Below are 26,290 nucleotides of genomic sequence, written 5' to 3' on the forward strand. Positions count from 1 at the left end.
GTCCCTCACGCATGCCGACTGACCGCGTCCAGCTCTACGACACCACCCTCCGAGACGGGTCCCAGATGGAGGGCATCTCCCTCTCCGTCGAGGACAAGATCCGGATTACGCGGAAGCTCGATGAGCTGGGTCTCGAATGGATCGAGGGCGGCTTCCCCGGGTCCAACCCCAAGGACGCCGAATACTTCCGCCGTCTCCGCAACATCGACCTCAGGAACGCGAAGGTGAGCGCTTTCGGCGGGACTCGTAAGCCGAACATCACCTGCGAGACCGATGCGAACATCCAGAGCCTCGTCGCTGCCGAGACACCGGGCATAACGCTCGTTGGCAAGGCCAGCATGTACCAGGTGCGTGAAATCCTGGAGACCAGCGCGGAAGAAAACCTGGCGATGATCGCCGACACCATCTCGTACTTCAAGAAGCTGGGGAAGACGGTGTTCTTCGATGCCGAGCACTACTTTGACGGCTTCGCGGCTGATCCCGACTTCTCCCTTCAATGCCTGGCAACTGCGGCGCGGGCGGGCGCCGATGCGCTCGTTCTCTGCGATACGAACGGCGGCATGACCACCCGTTCGATGCTGGCCGCCATCGAGGCCGCCCAGGCCCGGGTCAATGACGTCCGGCTGGGCATTCATTGCCATAACGATGCAGGCCTGGCGGTGGCAAACTCCATGGCCGCGGTCGAGGCCGGTGTCTGGCAGGTTCAGGGCTGCGTGAACGGCTACGGCGAGCGCTGCGGCAACGCCGATATCCTCACCATCCTCGCGAACCTGAAACTCAAGATGGGCCTCAACGTCGTGGAGGATGAGCAGCTTGCCCGCCTCACCGAGGTCTCCAACTATGTCTCCGAGCTCGCCAACATGGTCCCGAACGCCGGTGCGCCGTACGTCGGGGCTTCGGCATTCGCCCACAAGGCCGGCTACCACGTCGCGGGCATCATGAAGGATGAACGCGCCTATCAGCACATCGATCCGGGTCTCGTTGGGAACTCCTCGCGCGTGCTCGTGAGCGAGCTCTCCGGCCAACGCAATCTCCTCATGAAACTCCAGGAGCTGGGCATCGACTATCCGCTGACACAGGCGGAGGTGCGCAGCCTCCTGGAAGTGGTGAAGGAAAAGGAGAGCCAGGGGTTCCAGTACGAAGGCGCCGAAGCCAGCTTCGAACTGCTCGTGCGGCGTTCCCTGCCGGGCTACCGCGCCCCCTGGGAGCTGGAGGACTTCGTCATCGTCGAACGTCGTGGGCGCAGCCACGACCGCGAGACGCAGAACGAGATGCTCGCCGAGGCGATGGTGAAACTCTCGGTCGAAGGACAACAGCAGCACACCGCCCATGAAGGAAACGGGCCGGTGAACGCGCTCGACGGCGCCGTCAGGAAAGCGCTCGTGCAGGTCTATCCGCAACTGGAGCACGTGAAGCTGGTGGACTACAAGGTCCGCATCCTCGATTCCCAGGCCGCTACCGGCGCGAAGACCCGGGTCCTCATCGAAAGCACCGACGGCAACCGTTACTGGACTACGGTTGGTTCCTCGACCGACATCATCGAGGCGAGCTGGCTTGCCCTGGCGGATGCGCTGGAGTACGCGCTGATCGCCGCGGGGTAGCGGCGACCAGCATGAATCCATGCGAAACCGGCCCCATCCGCGTACCCTAACCGCGTGATCATCCTCCTCTTCGGCGCGAACGAACTGGCCATGCGCCGCCGCCTCCAGGAGCTGAAGGATGAAGCGGACGGCGGCAGCGGAATGCTCGTCACGAACATGTCTGTCGTCGACGGCCGCGATGCAAAACCGAACGATGTACTCGGGCCGTGCATGGCGCCGCCCTTCCTTGCTCCGAAACGCCTCGTCATCGTTGAGCACCTTCTCGAACGCTTCGAGGCGCGGGGTGGACCTCGCGGCCCGCGTGCACTTGGCGTATGGGAACAGGTCCCCGAAGAGTTGGGGCGGGGAATCCCGTGGACGACCACGCTCGTGTTTTTCGGCCAACCGTTCCTCGTGGAAGGGCGCCAGCGCGCGGTGACGAAGACGAACCCGCTCGTCTCGGCGCTCTCGAAGCTGCCCGACGTAAGCGTCGAGGAACACCCCGCGCTCGAAAAAGACCACCTCCTGCGCTACATCAACGAGGAGGCGGCGATGCGCGGTATTCGCTTCCGGCGCGGCGGCAACTTCGAGGCGCATGAGGAGCACCCGCCCGAGACCGACCCCGCCCAGTTGCTCGCAAACCTCTTGCAGGGAGACACGCTCAGCATCGCGAACGAACTGGACAAGCTGGCGCTCTACACGCGTGATTCCGGCTGTGAGGTGACGGTCGCCGACGTGAATCGCGTCTCCCACGGTGACCGCGAGGCGAAGTCCTGGGACCTCACCGATGCGGTCATCAACTGCCAGCTGGGAGCGGCGCTCTCCACGCTCGAGATCTTGAAGGAGAGCGGCGAGAACCTGCAGGGCCTGCTCGGCCTGATCACCTCCCGCTTTCGAACACTCGCCCCGGTGGTGGATCTCGTCGCCGCCGGGATGCCGCCGCCCGCCATGGCCGAAGAGCTCAAGCGGCAGAACAACTGGCAGTTGGAACGGGATGTCCGCGCGGCGAAACGTCTCGGCCCGGCCGGTCTGAAGCGTGCCTACCAGTACCTGGTGGAGGCCGACCGGACCAACAAGCTCGGAGAAGTAGCGGAAGAGGTCGCGCTCGACCTCTTGCTGATCAAGCTCTGCTCGCTCGCCGAGCCGGTCCCGTCTCGAACCTCCCGCTGACGCCCTCAGTCCAGCGACTGCCACACCGGGTTGTAGCACGCGACCTCGTGGGTGGCGGTCCGGGGCTGCGCCAGCGACGGTGGCGGCTCCTGGCGGCAAACGTTCATGACCTTCGAACAGCGAGGGATGAACGGGCAGTGCACCGAAGGCTCGGTCATCTCCGGCGGGTGGCCGGGTATCTGGCGCAGGTGCGAATGCGCGCCATCCACGCGCGGGAGAGTGCCCAGCAGCGCGTGCGTGTAAGGGTGCAGCGGCGCCTTCAGCATGTCCCGGACGTTGCCTGATTCCACCACACGGCCGGCGTACATCACGGCGACATGGTCGGCCATCTGTGCCACGACTCCGAAGTCGTGCGTTATCAACAGGATGGCGGTGCCGCGTTCCTGCCGCAGCTGGTCGAGCTGGTGGAGGATCTGCGCCTGGATGGTCACGTCGAGGGCACTCGTGGGTTCGTCGGCGACGATGACTTCCGGGTTGAGCGCCGTGGCTATTCCGATCATCACGCGCTGACACATGCCGCCGGAAAGCTGGAACGGGTACGACTTCGCGATACGCTCCGGGTCCCGCAGTCCGACATCACGAAGGATCTGCACAGCCTGGATGCGCGCCTCCTTCTTGCCAATGTTCACATGGCTGGTGAGCATCTCGGCGACCTGGCTCCCGATGTCGATGACCGGGTTGAGGCCCGCCACGGGATCCTGGAAGATCATGGCGATGCGCCGCCCCCGCAGCGGGCGGAGTTCGTGTTCGGTGAGCGATAGGATGTTGCGTCCTTCGAAGTTCACTTCGCCGGAGAGGACATCTGCTTCTCCGGGGAGGAGGCGGAGGATGGCCATGCCCACGGTGGACTTCCCGGAGCCGCTCTCGCCCACAATGGAGAGGATCTCGCCGCGGCGAAGGTCGAAGGAGACGTTTTCGGTGGCGTACGTCACCGTTTCCCGCGTGCGGTAACGGATAGAGAGGTCGCGGACGCTGACGATCGGTTCGTTCATCCCAAACCCAAGCGCGGGGCCTGCAGTGGCCCCGCCGGTGAAGCGTGCTGAACCGTGATTCTAATCGCTTGGGCGGATCGACGAGATGAAGCGGCCCTGTATCTCTACGTTGTCGGGTGACGTGTAGATGGGCTGCATGCTGCTGTTCGCCGGCTGGAGGCGCACGCGGTTCCCTTCGTGGTAGATCCGCTTGAGGGTCACTTCACCGCGATCCTTCAGCCAGACCGCGACCTTTTCGCCATCATTGGCCGCGCGGGCCGGTTCGAGGAAGACGATGTCGCCGTCGTCGATAAGATCCTCGATCATCGACTTGCCCTTCACACGGAGGGCGAACACGTTCGTCTTTCCACGGACCATGTCCTCGGTAACGGCGACCGTGTCTTCCGCGTCGTAACTCCAGCGTTCGGAAGAGGGGACAGGTATCGGTTGTCCTGCGGCGATCGCACCGATGACCGGGATCTCAATGATGCGCGCGCGGCGCCCACCCTTCGAACCCAGCACCTCGATACCGCGGGAGACCTCGCGGTCGCGCCGGATCATCCCCTTCTCCTCGAGCTTGCGAAGGTTGTAATCGACAACAGAAGTGCTGCTGATGCTGCAGCCCTCCTGGATGTCGCGAATGCTCGGGGGGTAGTCCTTGTCCTCGATGAAGGTTCGAAGGAAATCGAGGATCTGGTCTTGTTTGGATGAGAGTTCTTTCATCGGGGCCTGGCCTCTCGAACGCATGTTCGTGCCCGAACTTTAGCAACGCCTCGGGTTTATCGTCAATCGTGTTCCGAACACCCGTCGCCGGTGGCGGGGCCGGACGTCTGCCGGGGTGGATTGCGATCCGCCGGGAAGTGCCACAACATCGATCGACGTATGGCAGAAACAGCACTGGTTATCGCCGCCCACCCGGACGATGGCGAATTCGGCGCCGCCGGGTATTCGGCCCAGCTCGCCGCCAGGGGCTGGGACGTGTACTTCCTGATCGCCACGAACGGGGCGAAGGGGACCGAAGACCGGTCGATGCCGCGAGAACGGCTGATCGCCCTCCGCCGGGAAGAGCAACGCGAGGCCTGCCGCCGCCTCGGTGCGCGCGACGTGTTCTTCCTCGATCACGAAGACGGCGAACTCGTTTACACCCGCGTTCTCCTGGAGCAGTTGGTGCGCTTCATCCGCATGCTTCGCCCGCACGCGGTCCTCACCCACGACCCGACCGACATCATCATCCGCGACAGCTTCATCAATCACCCGGACCACCGCGCACTCGGGACGGCCGCGCTCGACGCGGTCTACCCGACGGCGCGGGACCACCTGAACTTCCCCGAGCACCTCGCCGAAGGACTCGAGCCGCACCGGGTCCGGGAGGTGCTCCTCTGGAACACCAACCAGCCCAACTTCGATGTCGACATCGAACCTCAGGTGGACCAGAAGATCCTTGCACTCTCCGCGCATCTGACGCAGTTCGGCAGCCTGGAAGACTTCGCGGCATTCTCCCGCGAGCGGTGGAAGTCTGAGGACGGTCGGTACGTCGAGCGCTTTCGCCGGGTCGAGTTGCAGTTCTAGCGGTCAGCCGGCCAACAGGTGGCGGAGGATGTCCTGTTCCTCAAGCATGGTGCGGCCCCGGCTGGCGAGCGTACTGACCGTGCTCTTATCCCGGCCCGAAAGCACAGCGGCGATGCGTGGGAGGCTGTATCCGCGCTGTTGGAGCGCTGCGGCCGCCACCGCGCGAGCATCGTTGAAACGAGGACTGCGTGAACGCCCAACGATGTCCTCGGTAGCGATCGCGAAGTAGCGTGCGATGCGGTCCAGGAGGTCCTGCTCGCCGCCGGCCGAACCCTGGGCGTGAGTGGCATCGAGCACGGTGACGCCGGCGAGTGATGCATCGAGGGAGCGGGCGTCGAGTTTCTGGGCGCGTTCGAGTGCCATGGCCGCATTGACGCAGCCGAGCAACACCCGCACCGAGGAGGCGTTTACCGCGGCCAGCCGGTCGATAGCCCATGCGGGGAGACCACCACGTTTTCGGCGGGCGATGTGTTCGACGAACGCCCGGCGCTCGCCCCGATCGAAGGGCTCGACACGCGTGATGATGCCCGCCGCGAGACGTGACTCCAGCCGTTCGGGCAGGCCGAGTTCGAAGGGGTGCCGCTCGCTCGCGACCACAACATGTCCCCCGGCGTTGCACACCGCGTCCATCGTGCAGACCAGTTCGTCCTGGGTGGCCTTCTTGCCGGCGATCGATTGGAGGTCATCGACGATGAGAATGTCCACGGAACGAACCTGGTCCTGGAACTCCTCCACCCGTCTTGCCCGCAGGGCGCCGAGGAACCGGTTCGTGAACTCCTCCGCACTAAGGCAGGCGACGCTGCGGCCGAGATCCTTCGCACGGCAGGCGAGCGCGTGAAGCAGGTGAGTCTTCCCCATCCCTGGGGCGCCGAAAAGCACAACCGGACTCGCCACGAGGTCGCTCGGTTCGACGAGCGCGATGCACGCCTCGAACGCCAGCCGGTTGCCATCGGAAGCGAGGTAGTCCTCGAAGGAGTAGGCACAATTGAGCGTCCCCATCGCCAGCACGCCGGCCGAAGGCGCGGCCGACGAACCGGTCGAAGTCGAAGGTTCGTCCGGCGCCTCTCCTGCCGCGACGAGAGCAAGGCTGACCGGGCACCCGAACACGTGGGTAGCGGCTCGTTCGATAACGACGCGCATCCGACGGTCCAGGTACTCGCTCGCCATCGCGGTGCGCGCCTCGAGAGTCAACACGGCCCCATCGAACGAGAGTGCTCGAGTTGGGCTGAACCAGGCAGTCATGTTGTGCGGATTGAGTTCGAGTTCGAGCCGCCCGAGGATCGCCTGCCAGGCACGAGCCAGTTCGCGCGCATCGAGCCGGGCACGGTCTTCCATTTTCGGGCAACACTCCTTCCTCCCGCAGTGCGGGCGAATCGAAAGACGGCGACGATGAAGGTGGTCAACGGGGCCGCTGAAGGGCCCTTCCAGGGGAGGCATCACGGCGGGCCGCCCGAGAACGCAGGGCGTAAGGTAGTCCCACCCCGGGGCTGGTTCAACGCTGTTATGTACTTGTGCCGGGCCTTCGCACGCAGTTTTCACGAGCGGGTCGGCTTATGTGGCAATCCGATTCCAGAGCCTGAAACTCGGGAATACGCAACCCTCTCGAACGTCGTAATCCTCTCACTGAAACCGGATCTCAGGGACTCCCTGATGTCCCTGGTGAAACATTGACGTTCGCGTTAACGTTGGTAGACTACAGTCCAGCCATGGCCGAAACCCCCGCGTCCGAACGGTTCCTTCAGATTGGCGAGGCTGCCGAGCGCGCCAGCCTCACCCAGCGGACGCTCCGGTACTACGAAGAGAAGGGTCTCCTGAACCCGCCCACCCGGATGGACGGCGGTTTCCGGCTCTACTCCCGCGAGGACATGGAGCGGATCGACCGGATCCGGCAGCTCAAGGAGTTGCTCGGCTTCTCCCTGGCGGAAATCAAGGAAATGATGGAAGCGGAAGACGTCCGCCTCCAGGTGAAGGCCGGTTGGCGCAAGGATGCCGACGCAGACGAGAAGGCCGAGAAGGTTCGTCTTGGCCGCGAAGCCACCTGCCAGCAACTCGCGATCATCGACCAGAAAATGGAAAAGATGTCGATGCTGCGGGAGGAGCTCGCCGAGCGGGTCCGGAAATACGACGAGCTGCTCCTCCGCTTCGCCGAACTTCCCGAGCAGGAAGCCGCCACTTCGCAGGCCTGATTCGCTACACTGGTGACGTGGCACTCACTGACGCCTTTCAGCGCCCCCTGCGCGACTTGCGCATTTCCGTCACCGACCGCTGCAACTTCCGCTGCACCTATTGCATGCCTCGAGAGATTTTCGGCCCGGGATACCAGTTCCTGGACCGCGCCGAGATCCTGAGCTACGAGGAGATCACCCGCCTTGCCCGCATCTTCATCGCTCACGGCGTGGAGAAGATCCGGCTGACCGGGGGCGAACCACTCGTCCGCAAGGACCTCGACTCGCTCATCGCCCAGTTGCGCGCCACGCCCGGCCTCCGAGATCTGACACTGACCACGAATGGCTCGCTCTTGCGCAACCAGGCCCGGAAGCTGAAGGCGGCTGGCCTCGAACGGATCACCGTCTCGCTCGACTCACTGGACGATGCGGTCTTCCAGTCGATGAACGACTCCGGCGTGCCCGCTTCGGTTGTGCTCGATGGTATCGAGGCCGCCAGGGAGGCGGGGCTGGACCCGATCAAGGTCAATGCGGTGGTGAAACGCGGTACAAACGACCACACGATTGTCGACCTCGCGCGCCACTTCAAGGGGAGCGGCGTCATCGTCCGCTTCATCGAGTTCATGGATGTCGGTGCGACGAATGGCTGGCAGCTGGAACACGTGGTGACCGGCCGCGAAATCGTCGAACGAGTCAATGCCGAACTCCCGATCGAACCGGTCGGAGCGAACTACCGCGGCGAGGTGGCGCGGCGCTGGCGCTATCTCGATGGTGAAGGCGAAATCGGCATCATCACCTCGATTTCCGAACCGTTTTGCGGCGATTGCACCCGCGCCCGCCTCTCTCCCGAAGGAGAGCTCTACACCTGCCTGTTCGGGGTGCGCGGCCACGACTTCCGGGCACTCCTGCGCTCCGGGGCGACCGATGGCGAGCTCTCCGAATTCCTGGCATCGGTCTGGCACGTTCGCGATGATCGGTACTCAGAACTGCGGACCGCGGAGACCGCCCTCCTTCCGAAAGTGGAGATGTCGCACATCGGTGGGTAGCAGTGGCCAACGGCGCGGCGCGGCGCTAGGCTTCCCGCATTCGTAATCAATGAGGCGACCAATGACGACCGCGTCAGACTCTGGCATCTCCGTAGCAGACGGAATCATCAGCGGGCCTCTGCGCCGCTCGGTGAACAACTCAAGCACCGCCAAAGGAAGCATCCACGACGATGCGACAGCGTCGAAGCTTGGCTTCCGCGGCGGCACCGTCGCGGGCTCGATCCACAACGAGCTCTTCCCTCCCCTCCTCCTCGAAGCGTTCGGTCAACGTTGGTTCGAGCGCGGCAGCCTTTCCATGTACTACATGAACGCCACCACCGACCGCGAGGCCGTCCGGGCCTTCCTGAAGCAGCCGCCGGCCGGCGCAACCGACGCCCAGGTCGACGCCTGGGTGCGACGGGACGACGGGATGCAGGTCGCCCAGGGCACGGCTTCCGTCGGCAATCCCGGCGTGCCTTCGGCGCTCCTGGCGCGACCGCTGGATCGCTTCGCGGCTGGCGAACTGCGACTCCTTAAGGGGATCGTGCCCGGCCGAAAGTTCGACCCCGTCCGAGTTTCCGTTTCGCTCGCGCAGCAGCAGGAACGGATGAAGATCACGACTGAACCGCTCGACTGGTTCGTCTCCGATTCGCCCTGGGGCAAGCCGATCGCGATGCTCGCGCCGATGGTCCAACTCCTCTATGCGAAGAGCGTCGCCTCCCTGCGCGGCCCCATCGGCCAGGCGGTAGGACTCTTCGGTGCAATCGAACTGCGGAACGTGAATGGGCCGGTAATGGTTGACACCGAATACACCTGCACCGGGGAGGTTGTGGCCGTTGGCCAGAGCCCCAAGACCGAACACATGTGGTTCGAGACGGGCCTCGATGACGACAGCGGCAGGCGAATCGCAGAAATGCGGATGCTCCTTCGCTGGATGAAAGCTTCCAGCCCGTTGTACACGCAGGACGGTGTCCAGTAGCCAGCGCCGCCCCGCCCGGCGCGCGGGGTGCTCCCGGGCGGTCCATGCGTTCGGCCTACATACCCGAATGAGCGCTGGAACCCCGGGCCGACCGGGGAGCGTCCTTCTTGTCGAACCGCACACCCCGTCGGCGGATGTGTGGCGGAGCATGGCGCGCTATGCCGGCCGGCTGACGACGCTGTTGCGGCCGGAAGTAGCGGTGACCACCGTCGACGCGAGCCATATCAACATGCCCCGGCCGTTCCGGCGTCTCGTGCCGAGCTACCGGCGCTTCGCCCCGCTGCCCCCAAGCTGGCCGGCCCCGATCGACGTGGTCCACTTCACCGATGTGTACCTCGGTGTCCACGCACGGAGGTTTGATGCGGCCCGGGTGACGACGGTGCACGACACCATGCCCGCCGAGTACGCCACGTGGCGTCGTGGCGGAGCGCGATGGCGGGTGGTCTACAAGCGCTCCCTCAGGCTCTTGGACCGTTCTGACCTCGTGATCACGCCGTCAGAACACACGCGGCGGGAGCTCTTGAAGGCGCGGCCGCTGCCGCCAGAACGAGTCCAGACCGTTGGCATCCACGTCCCTGGCGAGATCTCGCCGCCCGCTCCGGGCGCCGTGCGCGAGCCCGCCACGATCTTGAGCATCGGCACAACGGCGCCCTATAAGAACCTTCCCCTCTTGCTGCACGCCCTGGCCCGGCCGGAACTCCGTGGCGCAAAGCTTGTGCGCGTGGGGTACCCCTTCGACGAGGACTTGCCCTCGCTGGTGCGCAAGCTCGGCCTGGAGGATCGCGTCGTGGAACTCGGGGGAGTTAGCGATGAACGGCTGCTCTCTTTACTTCGGAGTAGCACCGTCCTCGCCCAGCCCAGCCTGGACGAGGGTTTTGGCATGCCGGTTGCGGAGGCGATGGCAGCTGGCCTGCCGGTGGTTTGCAGCAACGGCGGCGCGCTGCCGGAAGTCGCCGGGAGCGGCGCCCGGATCGTACCGTTTCGCAAGCTGCGGAAGGGGCCACCGGACCTCGACGACGCGCGAGACTTCGCCGCCGCACTCGCCGAAGTCCTCGGTTCGGCCCAACTTCAGCAGTCGCTCGCCGCGGCCGGCCTGCGTGAGGTCGCACGCTACAGCGCCGGGACCATCCGCAACCAGCTGTTCAGTGCCTACGGACGGGCGATGGACTTCGCGCGGGCCCGGACGGGGGCGTAGGGGCACTCGACCTCCCGACCGTTGGCGGGTCGATGAACCCCGCCTTCCGGGTGGCTCGCTGCTACTGGCTGATGATTGGGAGCCCACAGAGGTAGTCGCGCGCCTGGTTGCGGTAGCGCCAGCGCGTGACCGTGCCATCGAGTTCGACGCTCTCCCAACGCATGCCGTCCTCCTCGTCAATCGGGAGGATGGCGCCCTTGAGGCGCCCACTCGTGTACACCTTGAAACTCGTGGAGTACGGGTCGACCGGGTCATGGCGGCGGGCGCGCAGTTCACATTTCGGGGGTGTGTTCGGCATGGCTCTACTCACTCTTGGGCGACAGGACTGTGACGGCAATGGTATCGCAAAATTCCGTTTACTGAGCAAGTGCTAAGTAGGCGTCGTGGCGCTCGCGCGCGACGTACGTCCGCACCCCGCGGCTCCCGTTCGCGGACAGCCACCGGACACCGGCCCACGTTGCCTCGTCTATCGGGATCCAGTCGTTGAACGAGATCGACCCGACTGCGTCCGCCGGGTTCACCTGGACGTGGAAGCTCAGCCGCCCCGCTTCCGGGTGGAGCCACGTGACCGGGTAGGCCCAGCGGCGCTTGCGCTTCCTCGGCTCCACCGCGGCCCAGATCTGGAGCAGGCGCTGGACATACGCCGGTTCCCCTTCCAGGAAGTGCTGCATCGCCGCGGCGAGGTAGGGGTTGTGTTCAACCTGGATGGCCGCGTCTCCCCCGTAGTGCCCTTTCAGGACCGAAACGGCGATGCTCGTGGCTTCGTCCCAGTTCTCGATGCGGTCTGCCACGTCCGCCGCGCTCAGCATGCTCAGCAGGTTGAGTTCGAACGGCCGCCGGTGATCAAACCGAAGGTCCACGCCCCAGACGCCTTGCATGGCCGTGTTCGCTGCGACGACGTCCATCGTCTCGCTTCCGAGGTGTGCCGGGAACGGTGACTGTTCGATCTCTGCCGCTGCCTCTTCGAACGTGAACCACTCGTTATCCAGCCGATCGGCGTGGGTCCGTCCGTCGGGGACGAATCCCGCGCCGGCGAGCACCTGGTTCCTCGTGAGGAGGTCGGCTTTCAGGGCATCGAGGACGGCCGCGAGCAACTCGCGAGAGGGGTGGCGGAGTCCAAGTTCGTACGCCTTGACCGTCGCCGGGGCGATTGCCGCCCTGGAGGCGACTTCTCGTCGTGTGAGACCTTCCCTATCCCGGAGGTCCCTCAGCAGTGTTGACCAGTCAGCCACTGTGCCACCCTTGGCGGGACTATAGCACTCGGGTGGATACACAGCGTAGCCGCCCCGGGATTGTCACGACGGTGTCCCGGGCCCGACGCTGCGCTATCAACAATCGGAAGCACCGAGGCTCCCCAATGGCGACCAAACCCAAGAGCCCACTCACTGGACCAACCCCTGTAGCCAAGCAGCGAATCGCCGAGGTGAAACAGGCTGCGAAACAGGCGCCCGCGGACGATGCGCCGCCCACAATGACGCACCAGGGCCCTGGCTCCGGCAAAGCCGGCGCTGTCGACCCTTCCGCTGCCTCCGCCATCCTCACCAAACAACAGGGCTCCGCAACGGCTACGACTGCCGCCAGTCCCGCCCCGGATCTTCGCGCGCGGGTCGCCGAAGCGGAGGTGAAGCTGACTCCGGGGACTGAACAGGCGCCCGGCACGGCCGCGACCATCCCGACTCCCGGCAGGCAGGCCAACGACAGCGGCATCAAGACCGGCGCCGATCCTGGCAGCGGGAGCCAATCCCAGGGAGAGAGCAGTGCGACCAGCCAGCTCGATGCGGCCGTTGAAGATGCGGTCGGCAAGCTCGCAGCGTCGCGCGCCAACATCAAAGGCCCCATGGACGTCTTCGAGGCGGCTGCCAGTACGACGACGGCTCCCGGCGGCGCGGCGGCTGGCGCTTCCAGCCCTGCACCAGCGGTCGACGACCTCTTCGGGAATTCGGGCGACGGAGGTGAGCAACATACCGCCGAGGTCGTCGGTCAGCTAACTTCCGGCGGTGGCTCGTTGTTCGGTGGTCGCCTGGCTTTCGCACAACAAGAACTCGCGATTGGCGCGGGCCTCATCGGTGACCAGCAAACCCGCGAGAGCTCTCCCAATGTTGCCCACGGTTCGAATCCATTGAGCGACGCGGTGAATTCCGTGACTCCAGAGGATCGAGCACGAGCTGCCGAAGCGGCCGGCGTCACGCCGGACTCCGGCTCTCCGTCAGTTCCCGGGGGCTTCAAGTTCCAGAAGGCGGGCTATGGTTTTGGGAGTGCCGCCGAGGCCGAAGCCGCCAGTGAGAAGGGCTGGATGGACCGCGCTGTCGATTTCATCAAGGAGGCGTCGGCGCCGACGAATGTCAACCAGGCCAGGCAACTCCACGAAGTTGAGGACGGGATCGGAACGACGACGGACTCACAGACCGTGGCGGAGGGCCACGAAGAGCAGGGCATCAAGAATCTCGAGACCGCCGTCGGCAAAGTCATGGGCAGCGCCGCGGGCGGTGACAAGGGTGGCGGCGTGCAGGACCCGGGCAGCCCCGACGGAGAGGGAGGCCGCCCGACCCAGGCGGAAATGGCGTTCCGGCAGGCGCTCCACGAAGCTCTCGGCATTCGGCGGGTGGTTGGTGGTGACGTCGATCCCGCCGACGAGTCCGCGCCGGGCGGCATGTCCGGCCCCGTTGCCGATCTGCCCAACAACAGCGAGTCGCTCATCGGCAATCCCGGGACGCCCGACGGCCAACGCGGCACCGGCAGCGCCCATCCGTCGCCCGGCGGGACCGATATCGATCCCCTTGAAGGCAGCGCCTTCAGCGGCGCCGCGCTCGGCGGAAACCCTGAAGACCTGGACTTCGGAAACGGGAGCCTCGGCATCGACACCGCCCGCCGCTCGAGTTCGACAGACGACGACGACGAAGAGGAAGAGGACGACGAAGAGGATAAGGACGAGGCGTAGCCTGCCTCGTTCCCGGCATTCGGGATGGCCTCCGTTTTGCGCGGGCCTACGCCAGTGTGGCCAGCGCCTCGTAGGTCGCCTGCTCGCCCGGCGCCCCTGCAGGGATCGCCGCGACGAAGTCGGTCACGCCCACCGCTTCGAAGGCCTTGAGTCCCGCGGAGACAGCAGACCTATCCCCGATGACGGCGACGTCCGCAGGCGTGGCCGCTCCGCCGCGATCCAGCGTTGCCCGGTACGAAGGAATTTGTCCGTAAGCCTGGAAGACCCGGTTGACGGTCTCGCGGCCCGCATCGACGTCGTCAGTGAGGAGCACCGGCACCATGGCGACGAACCGTGGAGCAGGCTTGCCGGCCTTCGCCGCTGCGGCGGACATCGTCGGCACTGCGACCGTGCGCAGGTAGTCGATGCCGCCCATCCAGGTGATCGTGCCATCGGCCAGGCGCCCGCACAGGCGGAGCATGTCCGGGCCAAGGGCAGCGACCAGCACCGGCGGCTTCTTCGCCCCGGACACCCTAACCTGCGCGTTTACCTTGAACAGTTCCCCGGAGAACCGCACGGGCTCGCCTGCCAGCAGTCCATTCAGGATGGTCAGGTACTCCCGCATGTGTGGGATGGGCTTTGAATAGTCGAGTCCCAGGCTGCCTTCGATCATCATCTGGTGGCTGAGCCCGATCCCGAGCGCGAGACGGTTTCCTGTGGCGTCCTGCGCGGTCAGTGCTTGCGCGGCGAGGACCGCTGGGTGGCGGGGATAGGTCGGGACGACGGCCGTCCCCAGTTCGATCCGGCGCGTAGCAGCCCCCGCGACAGCGAGCGCCATCAGGGCGTCGACCGTCGCCACCTGTGGCAGCCAGGCCGAAGCGTACCCTGCCTGTTCGGCCCGGACGGCCCGGGCGGTTATCTCCCCGGTGGCTGCCGGGTCGCCCGGCATCGTAAGCATGATTCCCACGCGCATGACCTGACTCCTGATCTGGGGGTTAGGGATGACTATTCTGCCGCGGCCGCGTTGAAGATGCCGCGAGCCATCAGCGAATCTTCGCTGGCCGCTCGCGCCCGGAGGATGCTGGCCCGCGTTTCGTGGATCGCCGCGTCGTCCGGCGCCGCGAGTGCCGCCAGTTCGGCGACGTGGCAGGCGAGCTTCAGATCGCCTGCTGCGGCCAACTCCGATGCGCGCGAGGCAAGCCGCGCTGGCCCGCCGGAAAGCTCTGCCAGTTCCCGGGCAACCGCGGCCTCGGGTGCAGGCTTAAGGTTCGCCGGGTTGCCGTCGTACCAGCCCGCATAGAGGCGCCAGATATTCCGGACGATGAACTCCGGCTCGTCATAGAGCGGCCAGAGGTATGGGCGCGCGAGCAAGTGTTCCGGCGCCTTCACGCTATGGATCACCTCATCGAGCCGGACGCCGCGGTTGATGAGCGCAAGGCTCTGTTCGACCAGCGACTCCAGCAACTCGGCCGTTTCGCCAAGCGCCTGCACGATCCGCGCGTTTCCGTAAATCGGCGTGCCGTGGCTCGGGATGAAGATTTCCGCTCCGACGGCAGCCATCTCCCGGAGAGCGACGGCCCATTCGGCAGGGTAGCGCTGGACCTTCTGCGGGTTGCCGGCGTTCGGGCAGCGCCAGATGAAAAAGTCCCCGGCGCAGATCACCTTCATGGAGGGGATCCGCACCCACGTGTGGTCGTCGGTTTCGCCCTTCCCGTGTCGCAATTCGAAGCGTACGCCGCCCTGTTCGAACGCATGCGAATCCCGGTAGGTCTCATCGGGCATGCGTGCGCTCGCGAAGTTCTCCACCATTTGCGGGGGCGCCACCGGCCGCGAGAGGAACTGGCGCGCGTTGACCGTCGCGTTGTAGCCGGCCGTCTGCGCGTACCGTTCCAGGCGTAGCGGCAGGTTCTCGTGGGCGAAGACGTGGGGCCGCGGGTACCCTCGCTGGAGCGCATCGGCATCGTAGGCGCCCATGCCACCCACGTGGTCGAAATGCCCGTGCGTGTATACCACGTTCCGCACTGGTGATTGGTCCCATTCGCGCATCGCGGCGACGACCGTTTCGCCGTGGTTCCGGCCGCTGGTGTCGACGACGACGAGTCCATCTCCGGTCTGGATGCCGATAGAAAGGCCGAATCCGCTCACAAGGGCGATCCCGGGGGTTACCTCGTAGATTCTCCCTGGCCGGCCGAAGGGGTCTATGATTGCGGCGCGATCCGCACCGCTCCATGTGCGTTCGGCAAGTTCTCGGACGGACTCCATGGGGACCTCCACCGGACAACAAGATGGGGCGCCCCTCGCGGGACGCCCCATCCTACTCACACCCGGCGGCCAACCGCCAACCGCGGGCTACTGCCCGCCGCCGCCGACGGCCACTGCCACGCGGGCCTGGTCCTTCTCCTGGACAATCGGCACGGCACGTTCGGGCGCCGGCATCATCTTCGGATACCACCTGTCTTCGAAGTCGTTGAACTTGTCCTTGAGGTGCGGCATCACCCGTTCCGCGAACATCTGGGTGTTGTACATCGCGACATCGCGCGGCATCGAGCCCATCTGGAGCAGGACCATCAAGTGCCCCACGCGGAGGTTGTCGGAGAGCTCGTTGAGCTTCGCGACCACCTTGTCTGGCGGGCCGGCGACCACGTAACCCTGTTCGACGAGCCCCTCCCACGTCAGGCGCGCCTTGGCATTCTGCTGAGCCTGCTCGAATTGGCTCTTGATCCCCGCCTTCACCGTCCGGAGCGTGCGGTATCCGGGAGCGTCGGCGAAACCGGGATAGACATGCAGGCAACGGTTGTAGAAGTAGTCGATGTGCGGCCAGTAGAGCTCCTTGGCCTCGGCTTCGGTTTCGGCGACGCAGACGGTCTGGGCGAAACCGGCGTGATACGGGTTCGGTTCGATTCCCTTGTCGGTCATCCGCTTCCAGAAGCCGTCCATGATGGTCTGGGCGCGTTTGTAGCCGGAATACGAGAGATAGGAATAGAGGTAGCCCATGTCGGCGCACCACTCCCACGTCTCGATCGAACCGCCGCCCGGGATCCAGACCGGGGGGTTCGGCTGCTGGATCGGCCGCGGCCAGGGGTTCATATAGCGGACCTGGTTGTACTTCCCGTTGAAGTGCGTCACGCCCTTTTCGTGCCACGCCTGCATGATCAGGTCGTGTGCTTCGTAGTAGCGGTCGCGGAGCTGAGCTCCGGGGACTCCGTAGGCGTAGTTCGTGTCCATGCTCGTACCCACCGGGAATCCCGCGACGAGCCGTCCGCCGCTCAGCACATCCAGCATCGCGAACTCTTCAGCCACGCGCAGGGGAGGGTTGTAAAGTGCGATCGAGTTGCCCATCACGACGATCGCCGCCCGGTTCGTCCGGCGTGTCAGCGTCGCCGCCATGATGTTCGGACTGGGCATCAGGCCATAGGCATTCGAATGGTGCTCGTTGACGCAGATGCCATCGAAGCCCACTTTTTCGGCGAACTCAAGCTCATCGAGGTATTCGTGGTAGAGCGCGTTGCAGCGTTCCGCGTCGAAGAGGTTGTAGTCGACATCGACCCAGACTGAACGGTGCTTCTTCTGGAAGTCATCCGGCAGGTCTGGCCAGGGCATGAGATGGAACCAGTGGAATTTCAAGGTGCGGCCCCCTGAGTGTGGTCAGTCCCGGGCGAGGCGTTTCACCTCAACCGGAGGTGGCCGGGAGTATAGCCGAAACCAATAGGCGTCGTAAGCCTAGCCTTATCAGGTTGGTTCGAGAGGCCACCTGATACGATCTGGTCTCGTGGAAGAGTTCCAACTGCTCACTTCCGTCGCGATCGCCCTGGGGCTTGCGCTCGCCGGCGGCGTCCTCGCCCGGTTCGCAGGCCTCTCACCGATCGTTGGCTATCTTGCAGCCGGCGTGGTCATTTCCCCCTTCACGCCTGGCTACGATGCCGACCTCCGCTCCATCCGCGAACTCGCTGAACTTGGGGTCATTTTCCTCATGTTCGGTGTCGGTCTGCATTTCAACGTGCGAGACCTGCTGAGCGTCCGAGCCATCGCCGTCCCGGGGGCGATCATCCAGGTGACGCTGGCGACGGCGGCCGGCGCCGGCGTCGGCCTCGCCTTCGGCCTCGGAGGGCGTGAGGCGCTGGTGCTCGGGCTCGCCATGAGCATCGCCAGCACCGTCGTCCTCATTCGCACGCTGGAGGACCGGGGCCTGCTGCAGTCCGTCCACGGGCGCGTTGTCGTCGGGTGGCTGGTGGCACAGGACATCATCACTGTCCTGGTGCTCGCCATCCTTCCAACGCTCGAACCGGGCCAGGACGGCGACGTTCCGCGGAAGATCGCCATCGCCATCCTCCGAGCCGGCGTCTTCGTCGCAGTGATGCTTCTCGTTGGTGCCCGGCTCGTGCCGCGGCTGCTGTCTGTGATCGCTCGGACTGGCAGCCGGGAGCTTTTCATTCTCGCGTTCGTGGCCGGCGCCCTCGGCATCGCCACCAGCGCCGCCGCCTTCGGATTGTCCGTCGCCCTTGGCGCATTCATCGCCGGTGTCGTGGTTTCCGAAACGGAGACGAGCCACCAGGTCGCCGCCGATATCGTCCCCTTGCGTGACGCCTTCGCCGTCCTGTTCTTCGTCTCTGTTGGCATGTTGCTCGACCCCGGAATTGTCGCCGCCAACTTGGGGCTCTTCGTGGCGGTCACCGCTGTCGTGCTCTTCGCCAACGCGGCGATCGCCTTCCTCACCGCCGCGGCGTTCCCCTACTCCGGCCGCACCGCCCTGACTGTGGGGGCTGGTCTTGCCCAGCTCGGCGAGTTCTCGTTCATCATCGCTGATGAGAGCCTCGAACTCGGCCTCATGGACTCGGCAACCTACAACGTGGTCCTCGCGGCCGCGGTCGTCTCTATCTCTCTCAACCCTTTGGCCTTCGCTTCTCTGCCGCGACTCGAACGGGTGCTGCGAAAGGTCCCTCTGCTCTGGCAATTGATCGACCGCCAGGGAGAGGTTCCGGAACCGCCACTCCCCCGTGACGGCCACGTCGTGATCATCGGCTACGGTCGAGTCGGTGAACTCGTCGGGCATGCGCTCGCGCAGATTGAAGTCCCGTTTGCCGTGGTCGAATCGGACCTCAACCGGGTCCGCCAGCTGGCGGCGGCTGGGATCGCAGCGACGTGGGGAGACGCCGGCCGGCACGAGGTCCTGGACCGTGTGCATGTGCCCACCGCAATCGCGGTGGTGGTCGCCGTCCCGGATGAGAGCACGGCACTCGTGGCGACGGCTGCCGCGCGGGAACGCAGTGCGGTCGTACCCATACTCGTCCGCGCGCGCAGCGGCGGCGAGATTGCTACTTTCCGGGTACTCGGAGCGAGTGAGGTCGTCGTTCCGGAGTACGAAGGCGGGCTCGAACTCATGCGCCAGGCATTGATCGCCATTGGCAGCGCGCCCGAAAAGGCGCTCCAGCTCAGCCAGGCGATGCGCGACGTTCACTACGAATCTGCCGGTCACGTCTGAACATAGGGAATTGACGCAGGCTTCCTACAGGAAGATGATAAGACACACTTCAGATATTAGGTAGAACTAATGATTGTTGTCAGGCGATACATGCCCAGCCGTGTCTCAGTCTTCCTTGTTGGCTTGCTCGTCGCGCTCCCCGTTTTCACGGGCTGTTCCGACGACGAGGACAGCGACGTTGCTGCAGGCGCCGACCCGGAGGCGTCTTCGTCCACGGAGTCTGGGACGCCCACCGTCGACCCGGGTCCGCCGGACACCACCGTCTCCGTCGTGCTCAAGGAGTGGAGCATCGCGCCGAGCAAGACCGTCGTGAACGCTGGCGTCGTCCGCTTCATCGCCGACAACAGCGGCACTGAGACTCATGAGCTCGTCCTCCTCAAGGACGGGAAAGAGATTGGCGAAGTCGAAGGCCTCCAGAAGAACCACGTCGAATCGATGTCGATCCGGCTTGAGAAGGGCAACTACGAACTCGCCTGTCTCATCGTGGAAAAGGAGAACGGGAAGACAGAAGACCACTACTCTCTTGGGATGCACACGAAGTTCGAAGTGAAATAACGGGCCGGCGGCCCGGATTGGATACACTTGGCGGTCACTAACCTGCCGGGAGTTCCACCATGAAAGCCGCTGTCTATTCTGAAACGGGAGCCCCTTCGGTCTTCCGATACGAGGACCTGCCCGACCCCGATTGCCGCCCCGGGGGCGTCATCGTCGAAATCAAGGCGATCGGCATCCAGGGTGGCGACACCCTCAATCGCCTTGGCGGCATGATGGCCTCCAGGCCGCACGTCGTCGGCTACCAGGCTTCGGGGATCATCAAGCAGGTCGGCGACCGCGTAACTGATCGCCACGTCGGCGACCGCGTTGTCGCAACAATGGCATTCGGATCGCATGCCGAACTCGCCTCGGTGCCCGCGGGGTCGACGTACCTCCTTCCGGCGTCGCTCAGCTTCGAATCAGCGGCAGGAGTGCCTATCGAGTTCGGCACCGCCGCGGATTGCCTCTTCGAATTCGGCCACCTGCAACCCGGCGAGACTGTGCTCGTCCAGGCCGGTGGAGGCGGGGTCGGCCTCGCCGCTATCCAACTTGCGAAGCGTGCGGGAGCGACCGTGCTTGCCACCGCTTCCAGTGACGACAAGCTCGAACGATTGAAGTCATTCGGCCTGGACCACGGGATTAACTACCGGACCGAGGATTTCGTCGCGCGGACGATGGAACTGACCGCTGGCCGCGGCGCCAACCTGATCGTTGACTCGGTGGGCGGTAAGACCCTCGAGGGGAGTGTTGCGGCACTCGCTTATCGCGGACGAATCAGCTGGGTGGGCAACGCCGGCCGCGAGGGCCCGGCGAACCTTGGCGGGCTCGGCCAGAAGAACGCGAGTGTCACCGGCGTCTACCTGGGAGCGGAGATGTCCGTGAACGCGGACCGTTGCCGCAAGATGATCGAAGGGCTGCTGGCCGATATCGCCAGGGGCGAACTCACTGTCGTCATCGACCGCACTTTCCCGCTCAGTGACGCGCGGGGCGCCCACGAATACATCGAAGGCCGGGGAGCGTTCGGCCGAGTCCTTCTAATTCCCTGAGCCGGGGTGGTGTGACTTCCAGGCGCGGGCCATGACGTCGAACTCTTGGCCCGCGCGACGGGTGTGGCCCCTGGCATTGACGTGGATGCGGTCGCCAAGCAGTTCATCCTTCGGGTGAGCGGCCGCGGCGTCGAACCCCATGTACTCCACGTGCAGCGACCGGCAGAGCTCGGCGAGACCCTGGTCGAGCGCTGCACGCCGGGCTTCGCAGATGGCCCGGAAGTGGCCGGATCCGGCGATGCTCAGCGGGAGCGGTCCGCGGACGGCGAGCGCAATATCTTCGTGGCGGAGCACCACCCGGATGACCTGCTCGACACGGGCGAGGGCAACTTCCGGTTCGAAGAAAAACGCGGCGGTCGCCTCCCGGTTCACAAGCCGGCGCGCTGCATGGAAGAACCACCGGTCCCCGAGGAGCGGCTTCGAGGCAGCCCAGAAGCCGAACCGCGCCAGTTGATGGGTCCCCGGCAGACGGCTGCGATGCACCTTCAGCGGCGCCGAGGGATAGGACACCCAGAAGGCGACGCAGAGTAGGGCCACCATGTCGGGCCGCTCCTCCGCGATGTCCCGCTCCACTTCCTCGCTCCAGGCACTCCCTGGCCAGGACCGCTTGATGACGGTCTCCCAGGGTTGCCCGGTCAGTTCCTCGAGACGCCTGGCGGCGAGATGCCAGGAACGCTGTTCCGCTGGCAGTTCGCCGAATTCATCGTCGCTGATCCCGTAGCGAAGGACCTTCACGAGGGCGTTGCGCCCCCGGCGGTCCGTCCAAGAGCGAAGCAGAGGCCCGCGGCCGCAATGCAGGCGATCCCCGCCGGGGGCGTAGTGATGCCGCTCCGTGCCAGGCCGATTGTGAGGCAAGTTACGGCAGCTATCGCAAGGTACCAGCCGCTGAGCGGGTAGCCGGGATGCGCGCGGTGGCGAGGCGCCAGGAGGGTCTGCCACGCGCCCGCAACCGCGACTCCGAGGATCGCGAACCGCACCGCCCAGACCGCACCTCCCGCCGCCACCGAAAGGTCGAGCGCCTGGAGACGGCCGGCGAACCCGACCAGCGTGAACCCGCTGAACTCGGTCGCGCTGAGGGCGCCTGGCCCGGTCGCCCAGGGCAGGAAGAAGCCCACCAGCGCAAGCGGCCCGGCGCCGTACCGCAGCGACGACGCGAAGCGCCGCCAGCCACGCGTCTGCCTACTCCTCGATGGTGAGGATGCCTGAGAGACGGACGATGCCGCGTTCATCAACGACATTGATGATAAGCCCCGAAAGTGCGCGTTCCACCTCATCGAGGTCGGCAGGGATCCCGCCCTCGGCGAGGCGAAGGAGTTTCGAAAGGTCGAAGTAGCCGTAGGAGCCGAGCTTGCTTGGCATCTGCTCCACCGTCCGGTTGTAGCGGTTCAGGCTTGAGAGCGGCGGCTCGTTGTTCCCGAGCACCTTCTCGACGCCGGCCCGGGTCCCCAGCACGAGGTTCCCATCAAGGAAGGCGTACGCGGTTTCGTCGCCGTCCTGGTCCTTGAACCAGGTCATGTCCTTGCCGTTCACCTTCTTCGTCTGGGGCGTGCCCCAGGCAGACGTCGCCGAGATCTGCTTGAGGAGCGCTTCCGCCCGTCCCTGGTCGACCTCGGCGAGCATCACGCCCTCGGCGTCCTCCTCGCTGCCCTTTGGGAACCAGAAGGCGAACGAGGTCTCGCCGTTCAACAGTTCGATGAGGTCCTCGATCGACTGGATACCAATTTCGCGTCCCGCCTCGCGAAGCGCGTCGTCGAGACTGTCATAGTCGCCTTCGCTGCGGATCGCCCGGTCGATCTCCGGCCGGGCCGAGGTCATCACCTTGTCCCAGGTACCCGCGATGTCCGTGGTGCTCAAGTAGATTGCCGCATCGGCGGGGACGTAGCGGACGAGCCGGGACTCGCGGGGGACGAGCATTGGCGATACCGGGCCACCCTTCCCCAGGGACGCCGCCTGGAATTCGAAGCCGTCCGCTTTCGCGCCGATGACCCATGCCGCGGGCTCGAAGACGAGGTCGCCCGCCCCCGAACGCTCAAGGGCGTCTTTCACATCCGGGTCGTCCAGGAAGAAATCGCCGGCAAGGCTGTCCGCGCTCAGGTAGACGAAGCCGAGGAAGTTGCCGGTGAGCTCGTCGCGCAGCCGCTGGAAGTCGTCCCGGCTCGAGAGTGACTTGATCTTGCCGTTGTGGACGTCAATTACCGCTTCCATGCTGTCTTCGTCGAACGCGATGACGAGGTGGTCGCCGATGATGGCCACGAAACCCCCGAACGTCTCGAAGTACTCGATCTCTCCATGCTCGGCGTCGTCGCCGAGTCCCACCTGGTCGTCGATGACCTCGAGTGCTGCCTTCGCGTCCTTGCAGCGGACGATCACCGCACCCTGGGCGGAGATGTCTTCAATGGAGATCCCGCGGACGAAAATCGCGGCGTTTCCACCGAGGAACGGCGCGACCTCGTCCTCCCAATCGACGCCGGCATCGTCGACGCCGTCCTTGAGGGCCTCCTCCGGGTCGTCCTGTCCGAGGCGTTCCACGAGCCGGAATGTGTTGACCCATTCGCTGGAGCTCAGGTCGGTGTTGAGAGCGAAGTAGATGCCCGCGTCTTCCGGCACCAGGCTGGCAGTAGTGAGGTTCACTTCACTCGCACGGCTGGAGGTGAAAAGGATCGCGCCACCCACGAGCGCGGCTACAGCGACGAGACCGGCCGTGACGGCCAGGCCCAGAGTTCTTGAAGGCACGGTCTTCCCCCTGCGTTCCGTTACGTTGTAACTATCGGCGGCAGATCGCTTACGGCGCATGAGGAAGGTCTCACAGCGCGGCGACTGCCGGGTGCGTGCGCGTCTGCCGTAGACTGCCCCTCTTATGGACTACACCTTCCGGCTCGCCGGCAGCGACGACGCCTCGGCAATCGCGCGGCTCTACGGCGCCTCACGGCTCCCGGGGGCGCCGGAGACGCCGGGTCAGTTCGAGCGGTTGGTGCAGACCGGCCACGCCTTCCTCGCGGCGGAATCCGGAGGGCGGCTGATCGGCGCGGTCCGATTCCGTGATGAGGAGGGCATCGGCTGGTTCGACCTGCTGGTTTCCGGTCGTCCCTGGGCCGGGGCGCAGCTCGTCCGCGCAGTGGAACGCGGTTGCCAGGACCGGGGTATCCGGCTGGTACGGACGCGCTGCGAAGACTGGCGGTTGCTGGAGGACTACTTTGCCCGCCTCGGCTACCTGGCAATTGGCCGCGGGAGGAGCGAAGCCGGCGACGCAGAGCTGCTGCTCGAACGGCGGCTGCCGCTGCTGACGGTGCGCGAGCAGCGGCGGAGCGATGCGGAGGCCATCGGCGGGTTGCTCGGTGAAGACCCGTGGGTGTTCGAACAGGGCGCACGGCCAGGCTGGTTCGTCGCATCGGACGGCGAAAAGGTGGTTGGGGTGATCCAGGCGGCGGGTATGGGCCACGGTGTTGCGAGGGTCAGCGTTCCGGTGATCCTCGCTGGCTACCGTGGCCGAGGGATCGAGGCGTGGATGGTCCAGCGGGCGGCGGAGTACGCCGAAACCAACGGATTCCACAGTGCGGAAATGGAAGCGTCGCCGGTGCTGGCCGGCTCCCGGAAGGCCCTCGAAGATCGCTACTGGGTGTTGGACGGCTCGGGCTGGAAGCGGGTGTTCTTCACCCCAAGGTCCGGCGAGTACGACGAACAGCTGGACTAGTTGGAGCTGACCGCGCAGACCCGGGACAGAACCCGGCGGGGCGGGCGAGTCTCAGCGGTTGTGTTTCTGCCCGCGGTGGAGCCAGGTCGCGCCGGCGAGGGCGCGTGCATCGTTCGCTTTCGCCAGTTCCGCCCGGAGCCAGTCGCGTTCGGCCTGAAGGTCCTTGATGTGGTCGCGAAGGGCGGCGACCAGCATGTCGACTTCGGAGACCCGGGCGACGGCCCGCTCGCGGACGAGCCGGATCTCGGTGGCGATGTCGCCGTGGACCCGGGCCGGGAGGGCAATCACCTGTGCGGCTCGCCGCCCGGGAGTTCGCCGGGACGTTCAAGCTTCGGCGGCGCCCACTGGCGGAGGAACTCGCGTTCGTGGCGCAGGTCACCGAGGTTGTCGTGGAGCGCGCCGATGACGTCTTCGAGCGTCTGAAGGCGGCTTACACGTGCAGCCTCCGCGAGTTGGAGTTCCTGCAGGCGCGCCTGCATCTGGCGCTGGCGTTCCTGCACCTTGCGGGCGCGCTTTCGCAGGCGGCGGTTTTCGGATTCAGCTGAAATCACTGCCCTCACCAGGACCGCCGGCGCCAGCGTGAGGGCGGCTTCCGGGTTCTTCACGACCGAAGCCGGGTCGACTTCGAGCATCTCATCGTGTTCCTGGGCGAGTGCGGTAAGGGTCTCCTGGAGCGCTGCGACTTCCGTCCGGACCTGGCGCACAAGCCGTTCGGCGCGGGCATCGGTAGACGTCATCTGGCCGCGCATGCGGATCTCGCCGCCGCGCGTACGGCTGCGCAACAGTTCATCCCACGTACCGGCGTGAGGGTCGATCGGAGTCGAAGCCGAAGGGGGGAAGGGGATCGGTTCGGGCGCGGGCGGAGGCGACTCCGGCACTGCCGCGAGCTCTGCATCCTGCTGCCGACGAAGTGGAAAACGCACCGGAGCCCCCGTTCACCAGACCTCTACCTGAATATACGCCCGGATTTCCGCTGCCAGTAGAGGGAAAGCGGCAGAGCGAACGTCAAGGTTTTTCGGTCAGTCGCGGGCTATGGCCGGGCCGATTGCCCGGTATGGCCGGTTTCCGGGAGGCGTGGGCTGTGGCGTCGGGGTTGGCGTCGCGGCGATGCCGTAAAGCGCGATGACTCCGAAGATGTCGTCTTGCTGCGGCGTGGTGAAGAGCATGGCTGCGGCCCCGGCGCACATCACTTTGCCCGGGCAGGCCGGGGCTTCGGTGTGGTCCAGCCCGAGGGCGTGTCCGAATTCGTGCAGCGCCAGCGCGTGGAGCGAATCGGCCGAATACGCGAACAGCGGTTCGAACACGATGTCGATCTCTTCGATCGCGAAGTACGGCGTCGCCGGGACGAGTGAGGCGCTCCGCCAGTGGCACGAATACCCAAGGTGCCCACCAACGATGTGTCCCCAGCCAACGACGTTCTTCCCGTCCTTGGCGTACTGACTGACATTCCCGTTGCAGCCCGTAGCCGTCGCCGTCTCTCCCAGGTAGTCGAAGTGGAAGCCCGAACTTCCGGCGTTGTCCCAACCCTGGGCCCCGGCGGTGATCGCTTCGAAGGCGGCCTTCTCGGGCATCGCGCTCGTGCTCCCGGAGGGGTTGTAGAGCCAGCTCGCGCCGGCCTGGGGCCACCGGACGGGGGCCGCGAACAGTCGGAAGGCTGCGCTGGCGCTGTCCTCATCGAGTTCGACCGCGCCCGGAAAGCGGGCGAGCATGGCCGCTCGTCCATCCGCCTGCCGCGCCGCCATGTCGCCACCGTCATCCACGGCGTAGAGGTGGATCTCGCCGAACTCCCAACCGTTCGGTCCCGGTACCGCGAGTTCCAGGGAGTATTCGAAAACCGCGACCGATGCCCCAGCGTTGGCCTCGTGGTTCGGTCGCGCGACGGCTGCTATCGCCAGCGCGCCGCCGGCCACCGCCGCCAGGAGAGCTGCGCCCCGGAAGTGTCGCACCAGCCGAGTGTGTCACCGGCCCG

The 26,290-nt window shown here is 65.6% G+C and carries 26 protein-coding genes; 12 read left to right on the forward strand and 14 right to left on the reverse strand.

The features are described from left to right. Positions 1–11 precede the first annotated feature (11 nt). A complete protein-coding gene (cimA, locus tag IPG14_RS17790) occupies positions 12–1,601 on the forward strand; it encodes a citramalate synthase (RefSeq protein WP_343385630.1) in 1,590 nt (529 codons plus the stop codon). Between the two features lie 54 nt (positions 1,602–1,655). After that, positions 1,656–2,750: a DNA polymerase III subunit delta gene (gene holA / locus IPG14_RS17795; RefSeq protein WP_343392710.1), complete on the forward strand. Its 1,095-nt coding sequence runs from the start codon at positions 1,656–1,658 to the stop codon at positions 2,748–2,750. 5 nt (positions 2,751–2,755) lie between these two features. Here holA and IPG14_RS17800 read toward each other — a convergent pair whose 3' ends face one another. Together IPG14_RS17800 and lexA are read right to left on the reverse strand one after the other, a co-directional pair. Continuing rightward, complete coding sequence (locus IPG14_RS17800) at positions 2,756–3,742, reverse strand: ABC transporter ATP-binding protein (RefSeq protein ID WP_343392711.1); 987 nt, start codon at positions 3,740–3,742, stop codon at positions 2,756–2,758. Positions 3,743–3,802: 60 nt separating this feature from the next. Next, complete coding sequence (gene lexA, locus IPG14_RS17805; protein WP_343385627.1) at positions 3,803–4,444, reverse strand: transcriptional repressor LexA; 642 nt, start codon at positions 4,442–4,444, stop codon at positions 3,803–3,805. Positions 4,445–4,603: 159 nt separating this feature from the next. Here lexA and IPG14_RS17810 point away from each other — a divergent pair, with 159 nt between their 5' ends. Then, a complete protein-coding gene (locus IPG14_RS17810) occupies positions 4,604–5,290 on the forward strand; it encodes a PIG-L deacetylase family protein (protein ID WP_343385626.1) in 687 nt (228 codons plus the stop codon). A gap of 3 nt (positions 5,291–5,293) precedes the next feature. On the opposite strand, the gene IPG14_RS17815 is transcribed toward IPG14_RS17810, so the two are convergent. Continuing rightward, positions 5,294–6,625, reverse strand: coding sequence for a DnaA/Hda family protein (locus IPG14_RS17815; RefSeq protein WP_343392712.1), 1,332 nt, complete (start codon positions 6,623–6,625; stop codon positions 5,294–5,296). 371 nt (positions 6,626–6,996) lie between these two features. Here IPG14_RS17815 and IPG14_RS17820 point away from each other — a divergent pair, with 371 nt between their 5' ends. From IPG14_RS17820 to IPG14_RS17835, 4 genes are all read left to right on the forward strand, one after another. After that, the gene (locus tag IPG14_RS17820; protein WP_343392713.1) at positions 6,997–7,476 is read left to right on the forward strand and encodes a MerR family transcriptional regulator; all 480 of its coding nucleotides are present in this window, start codon (positions 6,997–6,999) and stop codon (positions 7,474–7,476) included. A 17-nt stretch (positions 7,477–7,493) separates the two neighbouring features. Beyond that, the gene (moaA, locus tag IPG14_RS17825; protein ID WP_343392714.1) at positions 7,494–8,501 is read left to right on the forward strand and encodes a GTP 3',8-cyclase MoaA; all 1,008 of its coding nucleotides are present in this window, start codon (positions 7,494–7,496) and stop codon (positions 8,499–8,501) included. A 61-nt stretch (positions 8,502–8,562) separates the two neighbouring features. After that, positions 8,563–9,459: a hypothetical protein gene (locus IPG14_RS17830; RefSeq protein ID WP_343392715.1), complete on the forward strand. Its 897-nt coding sequence runs from the start codon at positions 8,563–8,565 to the stop codon at positions 9,457–9,459. 148 nt (positions 9,460–9,607) lie between these two features. After that, complete coding sequence (locus IPG14_RS17835) at positions 9,608–10,654, forward strand: glycosyltransferase family 1 protein (protein WP_343392716.1); 1,047 nt, start codon at positions 9,608–9,610, stop codon at positions 10,652–10,654. Between the two features lie 61 nt (positions 10,655–10,715). Here the strand turns inward: IPG14_RS17835 and IPG14_RS17840 are convergent, their stop codons facing one another. Both IPG14_RS17840 and IPG14_RS17845 read right to left on the reverse strand, forming a co-directional pair. Beyond that, a complete protein-coding gene (locus tag IPG14_RS17840; protein ID WP_343385620.1) occupies positions 10,716–10,952 on the reverse strand; it encodes a hypothetical protein in 237 nt (78 codons plus the stop codon). 58 nt (positions 10,953–11,010) lie between these two features. Beyond that, positions 11,011–11,886, reverse strand: a complete 876-nt coding sequence (locus IPG14_RS17845) for a helix-turn-helix domain-containing protein (protein WP_343392717.1) — start codon at positions 11,884–11,886, stop codon at positions 11,011–11,013. Positions 11,887–12,011: 125 nt separating this feature from the next. Here IPG14_RS17845 and IPG14_RS17850 point away from each other — a divergent pair, with 125 nt between their 5' ends. After that, the gene (locus IPG14_RS17850) at positions 12,012–13,592 is read left to right on the forward strand and encodes a hypothetical protein (protein ID WP_343392718.1); all 1,581 of its coding nucleotides are present in this window, start codon (positions 12,012–12,014) and stop codon (positions 13,590–13,592) included. Between the two features lie 46 nt (positions 13,593–13,638). Here the strand turns inward: IPG14_RS17850 and IPG14_RS17855 are convergent, their stop codons facing one another. The 3 genes from IPG14_RS17855 to IPG14_RS17865 form a co-directional block, all read right to left on the reverse strand. Then, complete coding sequence (locus tag IPG14_RS17855) at positions 13,639–14,544, reverse strand: TIGR03564 family F420-dependent LLM class oxidoreductase (RefSeq protein WP_343392719.1); 906 nt, start codon at positions 14,542–14,544, stop codon at positions 13,639–13,641. A gap of 32 nt (positions 14,545–14,576) precedes the next feature. Next, complete coding sequence (locus tag IPG14_RS17860; protein ID WP_343392720.1) at positions 14,577–15,833, reverse strand: alkyl sulfatase dimerization domain-containing protein; 1,257 nt, start codon at positions 15,831–15,833, stop codon at positions 14,577–14,579. Positions 15,834–15,920: 87 nt separating this feature from the next. Then, positions 15,921–17,195, reverse strand: coding sequence for an LLM class flavin-dependent oxidoreductase (locus IPG14_RS17865; protein WP_343385615.1), 1,275 nt, complete (start codon positions 17,193–17,195; stop codon positions 15,921–15,923). 145 nt (positions 17,196–17,340) lie between these two features. Between IPG14_RS17865 and IPG14_RS17870 the strand changes: the two genes are divergently transcribed. The 3 genes from IPG14_RS17870 (at position 17,341) to IPG14_RS17880 (ending at position 20,630) form a co-directional block, all read left to right on the forward strand. After that, positions 17,341–19,050, forward strand: a complete 1,710-nt coding sequence (locus IPG14_RS17870; RefSeq protein WP_343392721.1) for a cation:proton antiporter — start codon at positions 17,341–17,343, stop codon at positions 19,048–19,050. A 90-nt stretch (positions 19,051–19,140) separates the two neighbouring features. Beyond that, positions 19,141–19,605: a cupredoxin domain-containing protein gene (locus IPG14_RS17875; RefSeq protein ID WP_343392722.1), complete on the forward strand. Its 465-nt coding sequence runs from the start codon at positions 19,141–19,143 to the stop codon at positions 19,603–19,605. Between the two features lie 59 nt (positions 19,606–19,664). Further along, entirely contained in the window at positions 19,665–20,630 is a 966-nt protein-coding gene (locus IPG14_RS17880; RefSeq protein ID WP_343389389.1) for a zinc-binding alcohol dehydrogenase family protein, read from the forward strand. On the opposite strand, the gene IPG14_RS17885 is transcribed toward IPG14_RS17880, so the two are convergent. Genes IPG14_RS17885 through IPG14_RS17895 form a run of 3 tightly spaced genes read right to left on the reverse strand, consistent with a single transcriptional unit; the run spans position 20,619 to position 23,363 of the window. Continuing rightward, positions 20,619–21,365, reverse strand: coding sequence for an SGNH/GDSL hydrolase family protein (locus tag IPG14_RS17885; RefSeq protein WP_343385611.1), 747 nt, complete (start codon positions 21,363–21,365; stop codon positions 20,619–20,621). The two genes, IPG14_RS17880 and IPG14_RS17885, sit on opposite strands and share 12 nt — an antisense overlap. After that, a complete protein-coding gene (locus IPG14_RS17890) occupies positions 21,362–21,859 on the reverse strand; it encodes a hypothetical protein (RefSeq protein WP_343392723.1) in 498 nt (165 codons plus the stop codon). Before IPG14_RS17890 ends, IPG14_RS17885 begins: the two co-directional genes overlap by 4 nt. Next, a complete protein-coding gene (locus tag IPG14_RS17895; protein WP_343392724.1) occupies positions 21,810–23,363 on the reverse strand; it encodes a DUF3352 domain-containing protein in 1,554 nt (517 codons plus the stop codon). Before IPG14_RS17895 ends, IPG14_RS17890 begins: the two co-directional genes overlap by 50 nt. 124 nt (positions 23,364–23,487) lie before the next feature. Here IPG14_RS17895 and IPG14_RS17900 point away from each other — a divergent pair, with 124 nt between their 5' ends. Further along, the gene (locus tag IPG14_RS17900; RefSeq protein WP_343385608.1) at positions 23,488–24,321 is read left to right on the forward strand and encodes a GNAT family N-acetyltransferase; all 834 of its coding nucleotides are present in this window, start codon (positions 23,488–23,490) and stop codon (positions 24,319–24,321) included. A 51-nt stretch (positions 24,322–24,372) separates the two neighbouring features. Here the strand turns inward: IPG14_RS17900 and IPG14_RS17905 are convergent, their stop codons facing one another. From IPG14_RS17905 to IPG14_RS17915, 3 genes are all read right to left on the reverse strand, one after another. Next, positions 24,373–24,609, reverse strand: a complete 237-nt coding sequence (locus IPG14_RS17905) for a hypothetical protein (RefSeq protein ID WP_343392725.1) — start codon at positions 24,607–24,609, stop codon at positions 24,373–24,375. Further along, positions 24,606–25,103: a hypothetical protein gene (locus IPG14_RS17910; RefSeq protein ID WP_343385606.1), complete on the reverse strand. Its 498-nt coding sequence runs from the start codon at positions 25,101–25,103 to the stop codon at positions 24,606–24,608. The genes IPG14_RS17905 and IPG14_RS17910 overlap by 4 nt, the downstream gene beginning before the upstream one ends. Positions 25,104–25,340: 237 nt before the next feature. Continuing rightward, entirely contained in the window at positions 25,341–26,267 is a 927-nt protein-coding gene (locus IPG14_RS17915; protein WP_343392726.1) for a matrixin family metalloprotease, read from the reverse strand. Between the last annotated feature and the right edge of the window lie 23 nt (positions 26,268–26,290).

The sequence above is a fragment of the Candidatus Amarobacter glycogenicus genome, assembly GCF_016704105.1.
GTDB classification, from domain to species: Bacteria; Chloroflexota; Dehalococcoidia; order Tepidiformales; family Tepidiformaceae; genus Amarobacter; species Amarobacter glycogenicus.